The sequence below is a fragment of the Eubacterium sp. MSJ-33 genome (genome assembly GCF_022174665.1).
Classification (GTDB): Bacteria; Bacillota; Clostridia; order Lachnospirales; family Lachnospiraceae; genus Coprococcus_C.
The window spans coordinates 1,731,937-1,745,309 of record NZ_CP076562.1 but is presented as its reverse complement, the minus strand read 5'-3'; the positions used below and the strand labels follow the sequence as shown (position 1 = coordinate 1,745,309).

Below are 13,373 nucleotides of genomic sequence, written 5' to 3'. Positions count from 1 at the left end.
TTTGAAAAAGTATGCAGAAGAATGCTACAGGAAGGGATAGTGGCGAAAAAATGAAAAAAGATGAAGTTACAATGCTGGAGTTTCCGCAGCGCGGGGATGAAAGAGGTCATTTGGTAGTCGTAGAGGGAATGCAGGATGTTCCGTTTGAAATCAAACGGATATTCTATATTTACGGTTCTGATTTAGATGTAGTACGAGGACAACATGCAAATCGTAAAACACAGTTTGTATTGATTAATGTGTCGGGAAAAAGTAAAGTAAAAGTGCTGGATGGAAAGGGAAATGAGGCTGTTTTTTCTTTGAATCGTCCACATACAGGTATCTATCTTCCAAGTATGGTGTGGAAGGAAATGTATGATTTTAGTGAAGATTCCGTTCTGCTTTGTCTTGCGAGTGAACATTATGATGCGGCGGAATATATTCGTAATTACGACGAATATGTGAAGGAAGTTAATGGATAAATCCGGAGGAAGGGCATGAAAGTATCAATCGTAATACCAGTTTATTATAATGAAGACAACCTGATCCCACTATACGAGGATATCAGGAAAAAGATAATTGATGTGATCGATTATGATTATGAGATTGTTATGGTAAATGATGGTTCCAAAGATGGAAGCTACGATGTTATGAAACAGTTGGCAGAAAAGGATGATAATATTAAGATCGTGAGTTTGTCACGGAATTTCGGATCGCATGCGGCAATTTTATGTGGGCTTGAAAAATGTAGTGGAGATTGTGCGGTGGTGAAGGCTGCAGATCTGCAGGAGCCAACCGAGCTGATTCTGCAGATGGTGGATCGCTGGAAGCAGGGAAATAATGTTGTGTTGGCTGTGCGAGAAGGACGGGAAGAAAGTAAAAAGCAGACAGCGTTTGCAAATCTGTATTATTGGATGGTTCGAAAAACTGCCTTGCCGACGATGCCAAAGGGTGGATTTGATGTATATTTGTTAGATCGGAAGGTAATTGAAGTGTTACTGGCGTTGGATGAGAGAAACAGCGCGCTTACCGGACAGATTCTGTGGAGTGGATTTAAAACGGATGTGGTATATTATACACGGTTGGCAAGGGAGATTGGCACGAGCAAATGGACTTTGAAGAAGAAAATCCGCTTGGTGATGGATACATTGTTCAGCTTCTCTACCGTTCCTGTGGCGATGGTGGAATCAATTGGCGTGATATCTTTTATAGGATCTTTGATATGGGCAATTGTGGTTTTGATCTGCAAGCTGTGTGGTGCAATAACTGTGTCCGGATGGACGATGTTATTTATCTTTAATCTGTTCAGTTTTGGAGTTATCATGCTTACGTTAGGTATTCTGGGAGAATATCTGTGGCGTGCATTTGACGCATCCAGAAACCGTCCACCATATATAGTTGAAGAGGAAAATAAAAAAGAAAAATGAGATTGAATGTAGTTGCGGAGTATAAAAATGTAAGGATTAGACCAATCGAAGAAGAAGATCTGGAATATTTACGTGGATGGAGAAATGATGCGGCATTAGGAAAATTTCTCCGCCCTATCGGGGAAATCACATCGGATATGCAGAAAAAATGGTATGCTACGGAATGTGCATCGCTCGATTCGGTTACGCTCGCGATAGAAGAAATCGGGGAATTAAACCGGTTAGTTGGATCGCTTGGAATCTATAACATTGAACAGGATCAAGCAGAAATCGGGCGAATCATAGTGGGCGATAAGGATGCAAGGGGAAGAAAAATAGGGTATCATTCTTTCTTGCTTGCGATGTATATTGGATTTGAAAAGTTAGGTATTGAAAAGTATTTATTAGATGTTCATGAAGATAATATTTCGGCGAAAATAAGTTATTCGAGAGTCGGATTCCGGGCGAAGGGAAAACATCCATTTGTAAATGGAGGTTTTGAAATAGAAATGGAAATGGGTAAGGAACAGTTCTTTCAGATGCATGGAGATCTAAGAGAAGTGAAACTATAGCAAAAAGAGGTGCTTGTGATGAAGATTATGCCGAATAGGTTGGATAAAGGTTTTTTTATGTATCAGCAGGAATTTGAGCAGAAAGCGCTGGAGGTTTTGCGCTCTGGCTGGTATGTACTTGGAAATGAAGTGAAATCGTTCGAAGAAGAGTTTGCTGCATACACAGGGGCAAAGTACTGTGTTGGATTAGCCAGTGGATTAGATGCTTTGTGGCTCGCGTTTCGCGTGCTTGGAATCGGGAAGGGCGATGAAGTTATTGTACAGGGAAATACATATATTGCCAGCGTTATGGGTATTACAATCAATGGTGCAACACCGGTCTTTGTAGAACCGGATGAGTATAACAATATTGATGCATCTAAGATTGAAGAGAAAATCACGGATAAAACAAAGGCAATCCTGGTTGTACATCTGTATGGACAGGCATCTAATATGGTACAGGTTATGGAGATTGTAAAGAAGTATAATCTTCGATTAGTAGAAGATTGTGCGCAGTCGCATGGTGCATGCTTTGATGGTAAGATGACAGGTACCTTTGGCGATATCGGATGCTTTTCGTTCTATCCATCTAAGAATCTGGGAGCATTTGGGGACGCTGGAGCTATCGTCACAGATGATGCGCAGATAGCAGCAGATATGCGGATGTATCGGAATTATGGTAGCGAGAAACGGTATTATAATAAAGTGGTCGGCGCAAATTCCAGATTAGATGAGATGCAGGCAGGGCTTTTACGTGTGAGATTATCTCATCTGCAGGAGTTGACGGATGAGCGTCAACAGTTATGTGACAGGTATCTGGATAAATTAAAGAACGATAAATTTGTTCTTCCGGTTGTAAGGGAAGGAGCAACTACAGTCTGGCATCAGTTTGTGATCCACTGTAAGGAAAGACAGAAGCTGATAGATTATTTGAATGAAAAGGAAATCGGCACGATTATACATTATCCGATTCCGCCACATCTGTCAGAGGCATATGCATATCTGGGGTTCAAAACTGGAGATTTCCCGATCACAGAGCAATATGCAAACGAAGTGTTGTCAATTCCGTTGTATAACGGAATGACTCTGGAAGAACAGGATTATGTAATAGAAGCAATGAATGGATTTTAGGATTGTGTAATGAGTGAGACAAAAAAGAAAAAAACATTTTGGCAGTTTGTGAAGTTTGCTATGGTAGGACTTTGTAATACGATTGTCAGTTATACGGTATATTCGTTATGTTATCATGTACTGCACATGAATTATCATTTTTCGAATGTATGGGGATTTGTGATAAGTGTGTTTGTTGCTTATTTGCTACAGAGTAAATTTGTTTTTAAAGAATCTGCGGATGGGGAACATCGTGTGTGGTGGAAAGTATTGATAAAAACATATGTGACATACATGTTTTCAGGCTTAGTAGTTACAGAACTGTTGTTGATTTTGTGGTTGAATGTAATTCATATAGAGCAGTATCTGGGAACGGCGGTTCATTGGCTATCCAATATAGGATTAACAATGAGCAGAGAGAGTCTGGCAGTTTCAATTGCGCCATTTATTAATATGATATTTACGATTCCGATGAACTTTTGTTTGAATAAATTTTGGGCGTATAGACAGAAGAGAGGAGAATGATGAGATAAAGAGACATTCATCGGTAGCTTGCGGGTTCTTATTGTTTTTGTTTTGTTATTTCTATTTCGTTTTGATAGAGATGATGTTTAGATCTATTCCATGGATGTACGATGTCGCAGATTATTGGTTAAGAGGATGCACTCTTTCGAATGGAGGATTTAAATTAAATAGTATAGGTGGAAGATTGGCATGGTATATTGTCAATCCTGCAATTATGAGTGTGATTTTGCTCTCTTTGTTAAAAGGATTAAATGTAGAATATAAAAATGATAAGGAATTCAATATTAAAGTCATTGTAATGGTGGTAATGATTGGAATATTGTTTGCAGGGACAATTGCGTTTCCTTTATCAGACTTTATGGCATTGGCTTGTGTATGTGCAGCATTGCTTTTCTTAAATAAATTAGGGTTGAGTTCATTTTCAACATGGGGAGATTATATTAAATAATTTATTCATTATCCATTTGATGTTATTGCAATATATGTCAGACATTTGGTGAATTTTATTTTCCCATGTTGGCCACAAGTGTATGTACAAAATTTGGATTCATTAAAATGGCCATTTGGAATATTGGGAGTTTCAATTCTGTTCTTGGGAGTATATTTAATAATCTCCAGGAGCTACAAAAATGCTAAATATTTATGGCTATTGATACCAGTTTTTGTTCCGTCCTTATTAATAATCCCAGGAGCAGTTGAATATAGATTTTCTCTTGGAATATATTTTTATATATTGTTTAATATTTGTTTTAATACCGATTGGAAGAAATTTAGGGGAAATATAAAAAAAGATAATGTGAAGGTGATAGTGACATATTTGGTTGTACTTATGTTTTGTATTGCGGTTTGGTCATCTATGTTAGCGATGGAAGTCACTACACCATTGTTGTTTTAGTAAATGGAGAAAAAACTATTGAACACGGAACAGAAAAAGCAAAATATAAAACCAAGTAAAATAATCATACCATCAATAATTATAATATTAATTATGATTATAGTGTCATTTGATCTGATAGGACGTGTTAATAAAAGAGTGTCCATTCATACGTTTGATACAAATGGGACAATCGAGGAGATACAGGCAAATGAAGTAAAGGAGTATCCGTTTGTAATCCAGAGATGTAGAGTGGATTATATGGAGATATTCTTGGAAAATGCAACGACATTTAATATAAATGTTGTAGTAAAAAAAGCAAATGGTGAAGTATATTATACCTGTAATAAGACAGAAAATGATTTGATTGCAGACGCTCGAACCGGCAGGGCAGCTATAAAATTGGAGCCGCCTGCGGGATTTGACTTAGGGCAATATTCTGTAAATATTTCCAACATGGGTGAAAATATATTCATTTGGATTAAGCTGCAGGGTGAAACGAAATATTTGAATATTGAAGCTGTCAAAGGTTCAAATCTGGGAGTATATATAGCTGTTTTTGTAATTGGTGTATGTGTTGTTTTGTATGCATTGATTGCATGGATATATTCAAAATATGATCTGGAGCTACATAAAGTATTTATACTGATAGCTGTTCCGATATCGTTGATTTATCTGATTTTGTTCCCGCCTTGGACGATACCGGATGCGACGGCACATTATATGGCGACATACAGGATCTCAAATAGACTATTAGGATATGACAAGACCGAGGAATGGCTGGGGAGAGCAGAAGATAGAGATACGTTTAACCAGATCTGGAACATAACGGAGGGAGAGAAAAATCCCAATATGCAGTCTTATGTGGATGAGGTATATAATTTTGCAGTGCGTGCAAGTGACACGAGCAGAGTTGATATGCCGATACATGAGGAGCGGATGAAATATTATTCGGTCATTAATTATTGGCCTCAGGTACTGGGATTGACAATCGGGAGAGTGTTTGGATTAAGCTCGATTTTATGTATCTATCTTGCAAGACTGTTTATTACGGCGTTTTATATATGGGCTTGTTATCATGCAGTAAAGATTACACCGGTCGGGAAAAGTATATTCTTTTTGATACCTTTATTACCAACATCCTTGATGGTAAGTGGTTCGTTTTCATATGATTCCATGGTATTAATAACAACGTTGAATTTCGTTGCGAACATTTTTGCTTTGAGTAAAGATTATAATTCAAAGTGTCGTTTAATAGAAACGATTGTCTGGATTTTCCTTGTTGGTGCTGTGAAGGGCGGGGGATATCTACTGATGCTGCCTATGGTTTTGGTATTGCTGGGCATACCGGAGAAAAAGAAGAAATTACAGGCGATCTTAAGCGTGAGTCTGTCAGGACTAGTCTCTGTTTTGTTGTTTGATAAAATATTACAAATTGGACAGACATTTTTCCAGTTAGGGTATGAAGGCACAGAGAAAATGACGGCTTCCTTTGCATATAAGCATCCATTTGGCTATTTTAAAATGCTTACAGCTACATATTTAAATGATCTGAATGAGCTTACCTTGAACATGATTGGAACGAAACTTGGATGGTTAGAGCCGGTTGTGCCTAGTTTGTTGGTTTTGATGATGGTTGCAGCCATATGTATCTATGCACTTGTTGAAAAAGATGATATATCATTGAATAAAAGAGATAAGTGCTTATGTATATTAACCGTTTGTTTAACACTGATATTTACACCGATGATGCTGCTGAGCTGGACCAATAAGGGATCCACAACGATTGGTGGGTTACAGGGAAGATATTATTTGCCAATTTTGATTTTGCTATTGTTACCGGCAACCAAAGGATCTGTATTCTATGGATGTTTCGCGAACGAGCAGAAGCAGCTTGCAGTCAAAAAGAAAAGTATCTTGTTGTTTGTGGCATTATCAATGATAGTGATTTATTATTTACTTAGAACGTATTTGGTGAGATAAAAATGCAGAAGAAAAATATACCAATTATAATTCCGGCGTATGAACCGGATGAACGATTGCCGGAGTTACTTAAAAATCTAAATGATCAGAATATTGGCCCGGTAATCATTGTGAATGATGGCAGTTCGGAACAATATGATCCTATTTTTGAAGAGGCAGAAGAATTGATAAAAAAATTCAGTGGAGAGCTTCTTGTTCATGAAGTAAACAAGGGAAAAGGAAGGGCATTAAAGACAGCATTTGATTATGTTTTATCGCATTATCCGGATGCGGTTGGTGTTGTTACAGCGGATTCGGATGGACAACATACGCCTAAGAACATCAACGAAGTAATACAGGCATTAATTCAGAATGAAAATAAATTAGTTTTAGGCGTTCGTAAATTTGATGGCGAGGGGATTCCGTGGAAAAGCAGATTTGGAAATTCTGTGACAGAGAAGGTATTTAAATACGTTTCGGGAGTACATGTTACAGATACGCAGACGGGGTTGCGTGGTATTCCAAGGCAATTTATGCGGGAATTGTTAGATGTCAAAGGGGAACGTTTTGAGTTTGAAATGCGGATGCTTCTTGAGTCTGCCGGCAGATACGATATTTTGGAGATCCCAATCGAAACAATTTATGATTCGGAGGAGAACCATCAGACGCACTTTCATCCGATAAAGGATTCCATTAAGATATATAAGATATTAGGTGGTAAATTCTTTAAATATATATTATCTTCCGGATCATCATGTATTCTTGATCTGGCATTGTTTGCGTTATTATGTCATCTGTTGAAAGCAGGTTTTCCGGATGTCTATATAGCAATTGCAACAGTATCAGCAAGAGTTGTATCGGCAATATACAATTATATAATGAACTATAAAGTTGTATTTAGGAGCAGCGAATCTGTAGGCAAGTCAGGTGGAAAATATTTCATGTTAGCTGTTATCCAGATGAGCCTTAGCGCAGGTCTGGTAACGTTGTTGGTGAAGTGCTTTTCTATAGTGCCAGAGATTGTATTTAAAATAATTGTGGATACCAGTTTGTTCTTTATCAGTTATCATATACAACAAAAATATATATTTAAGAGGAAATAGTAAGAAAAACGATCTTGAACGTGATGGAAGGAGAGACATATCCCATAGAAGAATCTATTTTATTCATTCGGGTTATCTTTATTTTTTGCATTTGGTTGCCATTTCTTTAATTCATGTTTTGTAATATCGCCTACTTGGCTTCTTATATCATTTGATACTTTTTCTTGCTTTTCCGTTTCAACTATTTTATTTTCTAAATTAACACTATATTTTAAAGGCAATAATAAAGCTCCGCTAATTGCTATGATAATTTCTAATACATGCACAACTTTATTTGAGTTTGTAATAAAAAACATTTTTACTTTTCCCAGTATACCAATGTTAGCATTTTCTAAATAGTCAACAATAAAAGGCAATTTTTTAACTTCATAGTATGCCAAATTTGAGTCTTGTTGAAGATCTTGTTTATATATTCCGTATGTTTTATCTAAGGAATTAAATTTATATATAAACACAAATATTCCAGTAAAAATAAGAATAATTTCGATTATTTTTACAATCTTATTAATCCCCATGAATCGTTTATTTTTTTTATAAAATTTAGAAATAAAGTAGTAAGCGAATATCAGTATAGTTATCATTATAAGCAAAGCGGCAATTGATTTTGCTAATGGTGTTATATATGCTTCATTTGCAGATGCATTCTTTGGAAAATCACCATAGTCACTAGTTATGGTCAATTCAACATAAAAATTTTTTTGCGTTTTTGGGGTCATAATATTTATGATTTTATTTGTAAGTCTTGAATAAAATAAAGTTCCTATTATATAAGTTATTACCAAAATTAGGAGTAAAAAGACTGTATATTTGTTGATTTTCTGGCGCTTTTGTTTATTCATATTATGATAATCCTCGCTTTATTGTGTATTTTGATGACGGTTTGTATATTTTATTGAATGGATTGATGTTATTTAGAAAACATCTAATTACCAGCACTTTACTAAAATTTTGTGCGTTAGTCAATGATGTGATACCAGTTTCTAAAAATAATAAGAATTAGCGTACCTCGAGTTTGAGGCGTTTTTACAAAAGCTCTTTCCAGCCCTATATCTGCATTGGTATGTTATTATGGCATAGAGTCCGTGTTCGTATTAGTGTAGACATGTTGACGTGAGTATATATTTCTGTAACGTGTATAGAACTATGCCCGAGCATGGTTTGGATATAGCGGATATCAACATTTTCTTCTAAAAGTAATGTGGCAAAAGAGTGCCGGAACATATGGGGAGTGATATGCTGCTGAATATTTGCGGTACGACAATATTTATTTATCATATCACGTACAGATTGGTCGGATAAGCGGTTTCCTGTGTTATTAACAAAAAAGTATCCACACGCGTGGATTTCAGTTGCATATTCAGCGGCGTATCTGTCTATTACAGCAATGACATGCGTATCACATATGTGTATTAGTCGTTCTTTTGCACCTTTTCCTTTGATTACAATGACATTATTTTGAAGATCCATATTTATATATGGTATTGTGCATAGTTCTGAGATTCTGATTCCTGTCGCAAAAAGTAGTTCTATGACGGCGATATCGCGAAGAATCCTCCTTTTTTTACAGTTACTAACAGCATTGTAATATTGCTTATACATTGTATTTAATAATGATTCTATGGTGTGTAGTGGAACCGTTTTGGGAAGTATGAGAGGTTCGCGAAATTTTAATTGTAATTTATTAAAGGGATTTTGGTTTATGATTTCACGATATTCCATGTAATGAAAGAGTGCTTTTAATGAGGCAATCTTTCGCTTTACAGTTTTAGGCGCATATTGTTGATGAAGTTTTGTGATATAACTTTCTATAATTGTGGCGTTAAGTTCTACAGGATTGGAATTGTGGCTTTGTTCGCAAAATTGTCGTAAGTCTATACGGTATGCTTTTAAGGTTTTTTCGTCTAATCGTTTTTGATACCTGCAGTAATTCAAATAGTTTTTGATGCAAATTTGTAAATCATTCATAGTAGGTTCTCCTTTGTGTTAAATTTGTATTAAGAATTATAACATGGAGGAAAACATTAAAAATCTCCCTCTTTTTGAAATACACCTGCATTGCAATCTATATCAAAAAGAGGGAGACGTTTTTTAATTAATTCACTTTCTTCACATCATCTTTATTCGAATCCGAAATAATATAGTGTGGTCGGTTTTTGGATTCTGTATAGGTCTTTGCGATGTACTGTCCCATGACACCCATGCAGAATAACTGAACGGCACCGATGAAGATAATGATGCAGGCAGTGGATGCCCAGCCGGATACCGGATCGCCGAAGCAGAGCTTACGTACGATGATAAACACGATAAAGATAAAGTCGATGAAAGTCATCGTAAAACCAAAGTAAGATGCAATGCTTAACGGAACCTCGGAGAAGTTCACGATTCCGCTGATGGCATATTTGAACAGTTTCCAGAAATTCCATTTGGTTTCACCAGCGACACGCTCGATATTTTTGTATGGGAGCCAGTAGGTACGGAAACCAATCCAGCCGAAGATTCCTTTGGAAAATCGATTGTTTTCGGACATGGCGACGATGGCATCGACCATCTCGCGTTTCATCAGACGGAAATCTCTGGCACCGTCAACGATGTCTGCTTCTGAGATATGATTGATTAATTTGTAGAACTGGCGGGCAAACCAGGAACGGATACGTGGCTCGCCTTCGCGTGTTACCCGGCGGGTAGCAACGCTGTCATATTCGCCGGATTCAAGATAGGTTATCATTTCTGGCAGCAGGCTTGGCGGATCCTGCATATCAGCATCCATGACCGCTACATAATCTCCGCTGGCGTTGCAGAAACCGGCATACATGGCAGCTTCTTTGCCGAAGTTTCTGGAGAAAGAAATATATTTCGAATGCGGATCATCTGCGCAGAGCTGCTTTAAGATTGGTAATGTGTTATCGTTGGATCCATCGTTGATGAACAGCAATTCATAGTCGTAATCGAGGGTATGCATAACAGCCGTTGTTTCCCGGTGGAAGATGGTAATTGCTGCTTCCTCGTTGTAACAAGGCACGATAATAGATATTTTCTTTGTATTCACGTTGGTTCTCCTTCTTATGTCTGCAGCTTCAAATGGACCTGCATTTATCCAGATATTCATAATAAGAAAATTCTATCATTCTGCGTAGAAGAATGCAACCATCCGCTGCCATTTTGTTGAGACTTTGCGAAAAAAGAATGTGGAAAAGAAAGTGGGTTCCTTGCACAATGCAGGATGGAATGGTAAAATAAAACAGATTGACACTGTAAGAGATAGCAATCAAAATATAAATATAGATATCGTGGAGGGAGTTTCACAGGATGATGAAGATGCGGGAGAAGAGCAATCAGATAGGACAAAACAGCCGGAAGAAACGTTTTTTGCTGTGTATGATATCCTTTCTGATCACGTTTGTTTGTATGTACATTATATATGCGGTTATGCATGTAGTACCTTTTGGTGAGAGAACGCTTGCATGGGAGGATGCGGATATCCAGTATATGGATTTCTTTTCATATTTTCGGGACGTTTTGCTTGGCAAGAACAGCCTGAAATACAGTATGTCGAACACACTTGGTAATACGTCGATAGGTATCTATTCGTATTATCTGGCAAGTCCGCTTAGTGTACTGGTTGTATTTTTTAAGCAGTCGCAGTTCCAGTATTTTTTTTCGTTTCTTCTGGCAATCAAACTTTCACTGGCGTCAACGACCGCTTGTTATTATCTGCAGGTACGATTCAAGGACAGCATTCGCCCAGTGATGACCTGCCTGCTTGCCTGTTCGTATGGTATGATGCAGTATACATTGGCACAGGGCGCCAATATCATGTGGATGGATGGCGTGTATCTGCTGCCTTTGATCCTGCTTGGCGTATATCGGTTAGTGGAGGAAAAGAAGACAGCGCCACTTGCCATTCCGGTTGCACTTTCGATATTATTTAACTGGTATACGGGAGGCATTAACTGTCTGTGGTCTGCATTTTTCTTTTTGGGAGAATATTTGATTCATATGTGTCACGAGAAAGTGACATGGAAGGAAACAATCCTTGCAGTCGTGCGGTATGGTGTTGCGATGGTGATTGGTGTATGCATTAGTGCGGTGCTGTTCCTGCCATCGATTATTGATCTGCGAAATGGACGCGGAAATGCATTTGACTGGGGCATGCTTTCTGATACATTCAATGCACAATTGTTTTCGCCGATTCGGAATTATACGATAGGAGGAACGAGTGCACCATCTCAGGTATCATTTTTTGCAGGAAGTCTTGTGCTGGTAGGTGTGCTTTCCTTCTTTTTTAACCGGAATTATAAATGCAAGGAAAAATGTATCGTTGCAATTGGATTGGTATTTGCAATCTTTATGTACTTTTATGCGCCGACACATTTTCTTTTCTCACTGCTCAAGACAGCAGAGAGTTATTGGTATCGGTATTCATATGTATCCATTATGTATCTGGTATTTGTCGCGGGATTGTCGTTTTCAAAAGCGGATACGAAGCTTCGATACTTCCTTGTGGCGATTGGATATGTGATAATCTATGGTTTGTCTCTGGCTTCCCGTCAGGAGTATTCACCGTTGCAGCGGATATTTACGGTTACATTTATTCTTGTGACCGGCGTTGTGGTGTATCTGTATTTCCGTGCGGAAGGAAAATGGAAGAAGCTTCTGGCTGTTGTGATGATGGTGTCTGTGCTGAGCGAGCTTGGAATCAATGGAATCTATCTTGCAAGAATTTATTCGCTGGATGAGGGCATTCATTATCGGACTTATGTGGAGGCGTTAGATGAGCAACTGGCGGCTTTGCGGAAGCTGGATGATGGAACATATCGTATTTCGCAGACGAGTGAGCGGAGGAATAATGCCCATCTGGATGAATCATTTGGATATAATTACTGGAGTAATACAGGCTATACATCCTGCCCGGACAATCGGCAGCTCGAATTGTTGGATCATCTTGGATATCCATCACATGGTGCCAGATTGAATGCGCTTGCAGGTTCCATCCTGCCATCGGATTCGTTCCTAGGGGTAAAATATGTGATTGCAGAGCGGCAGTATCCGGGACTCGAACGGATTGATACGATTGCGGAGGCAAATGGCAAATCTGTATATGAAAATCCGTACTGTCTCCCGATGGCATTCACATACACAGAACAGGGAGAGTTGGGATTTACAAATGTATTTGAGTATCAGAATGCCATTTACAGTGCATTGACTGGCGAGACGGAGACGTTATATACCCGCCTGACTCCAGTGGTAGAGACGGAGGAAAATGTACGGACCTATCATTTGACGGTGCCTGAGGGGAATTATGCACTGTATGGAAATATTTGCACTTATGGTTATACCGATGCAACTGTCGGCAAAGTTGGTACGAACGGTTTCCATTATTCGGCATGGCTGACACGAGGAGCCTTTGATATTGAAGTAGATCCTGAAGAGACGGAAGTGGCTGTGTTCTACAAGGATAATCAGGGATTGGTAAATATCGCAGATGAGCAGTTTTATGCGTTGAATCTGGATGCGCTGGCAGCGGCGTCTGCGAAGATTCAGGCAAACGAAGTACAGGCACTTACGATTGAAAACGGGCATGTCACATGTACGGTGAATGCGAAGGCGGGCGAGAACTTATTCCTGTCTGTTCCGGTTTCAGATGGTTGGACGATTAAACGAAATGGGGAAGAAATCTCATCGGTGCAGCCGTTCGCGACAGCGATGACTTCAATTCCGTTGGTAGAAGGGGAAAATGTGATCGAGATGACGTATCACATTCCGGCTTTAATGAAAGGCATTCTTGTTACGATATTCGGTATCGCAATGCTGGTGTTCATAACATGGATGGAGAAAAGAAAAAATAAATAGAAATCTGTATAAT

The 13,373-nt window shown here is 38.4% G+C and carries 12 protein-coding genes; 9 read left to right on the top strand and 3 right to left on the bottom strand.

Annotated elements, in window-relative coordinates; translation table 11 throughout:
* The first annotated feature begins 11 nt into the window (after positions 1-11).
* The 8 genes from KP625_RS08255 to KP625_RS08220 all read left to right on the top strand — a co-directional run bounded on the left by KP625_RS08255 (position 12) and on the right by KP625_RS08220 (position 7,510).
* On the top strand, positions 12-461 hold the full coding sequence (locus KP625_RS08255; protein ID WP_370641344.1) for a sugar 3,4-ketoisomerase: 450 nt from the start codon (positions 12-14) through the stop codon (positions 459-461).
* 15 nt (positions 462-476) lie between these two features.
* Positions 477-1,406: a glycosyltransferase family 2 protein gene (locus KP625_RS08250; RefSeq protein ID WP_238297193.1), complete on the top strand. Its 930-nt coding sequence runs from the start codon at positions 477-479 to the stop codon at positions 1,404-1,406.
* Positions 1,403-1,957: a GNAT family N-acetyltransferase gene (locus KP625_RS08245; protein WP_238297191.1), complete on the top strand. Its 555-nt coding sequence runs from the start codon at positions 1,403-1,405 to the stop codon at positions 1,955-1,957. The genes KP625_RS08250 and KP625_RS08245 overlap by 4 nt, the downstream gene beginning before the upstream one ends.
* Before the next feature lie 27 nt (positions 1,958-1,984).
* On the top strand, positions 1,985-3,067 hold the full coding sequence (locus KP625_RS08240; RefSeq protein ID WP_370641342.1) for a DegT/DnrJ/EryC1/StrS family aminotransferase: 1,083 nt from the start codon (positions 1,985-1,987) through the stop codon (positions 3,065-3,067).
* A gap of 9 nt (positions 3,068-3,076) precedes the next feature.
* Positions 3,077-3,571, top strand: coding sequence for a GtrA family protein (locus tag KP625_RS08235; protein ID WP_238297189.1), 495 nt, complete (start codon positions 3,077-3,079; stop codon positions 3,569-3,571).
* A 103-nt stretch (positions 3,572-3,674) separates the two neighbouring features.
* A complete protein-coding gene (locus KP625_RS08230; RefSeq protein ID WP_238297187.1) occupies positions 3,675-4,019 on the top strand; it encodes a hypothetical protein in 345 nt (114 codons plus the stop codon).
* Between the two features lie 540 nt (positions 4,020-4,559).
* Positions 4,560-6,428 carry a DUF2142 domain-containing protein gene (locus KP625_RS08225; protein ID WP_238297185.1) on the top strand — a complete coding sequence of 623 codons (1,869 nt, stop codon included), beginning with the start codon at positions 4,560-4,562 and terminating at the stop codon, positions 6,426-6,428.
* Between the two features lie 2 nt (positions 6,429-6,430).
* Complete coding sequence (locus KP625_RS08220) at positions 6,431-7,510, top strand: bifunctional glycosyltransferase family 2/GtrA family protein (protein ID WP_238297184.1); 1,080 nt, start codon at positions 6,431-6,433, stop codon at positions 7,508-7,510.
* A gap of 59 nt (positions 7,511-7,569) precedes the next feature.
* On the opposite strand, the gene KP625_RS08215 is transcribed toward KP625_RS08220, so the two are convergent.
* The 3 genes from KP625_RS08215 to KP625_RS08205 all read right to left on the bottom strand — a co-directional run bounded on the left by KP625_RS08215 (position 7,570) and on the right by KP625_RS08205 (position 10,556).
* Positions 7,570-8,349 (bottom strand): hypothetical protein, encoded by a 780-nt coding sequence (locus tag KP625_RS08215; protein WP_238297182.1) that lies wholly within the window; start codon positions 8,347-8,349, stop codon positions 7,570-7,572.
* Positions 8,350-8,554: 205 nt separating this feature from the next.
* Positions 8,555-9,475, bottom strand: a complete 921-nt coding sequence (locus KP625_RS08210) for a tyrosine-type recombinase/integrase (RefSeq protein ID WP_238297180.1) — start codon at positions 9,473-9,475, stop codon at positions 8,555-8,557.
* A gap of 127 nt (positions 9,476-9,602) precedes the next feature.
* Positions 9,603-10,556, bottom strand: a complete 954-nt coding sequence (locus KP625_RS08205; RefSeq protein WP_238297178.1) for a glycosyltransferase family 2 protein — start codon at positions 10,554-10,556, stop codon at positions 9,603-9,605.
* Between the two features lie 260 nt (positions 10,557-10,816).
* Here KP625_RS08205 and KP625_RS08200 point away from each other — a divergent pair, with 260 nt between their 5' ends.
* Positions 10,817-13,360, top strand: coding sequence for a YfhO family protein (locus KP625_RS08200; protein WP_238297176.1), 2,544 nt, complete (start codon positions 10,817-10,819; stop codon positions 13,358-13,360).
* Positions 13,361-13,373: the final 13 nt, after the last annotated feature.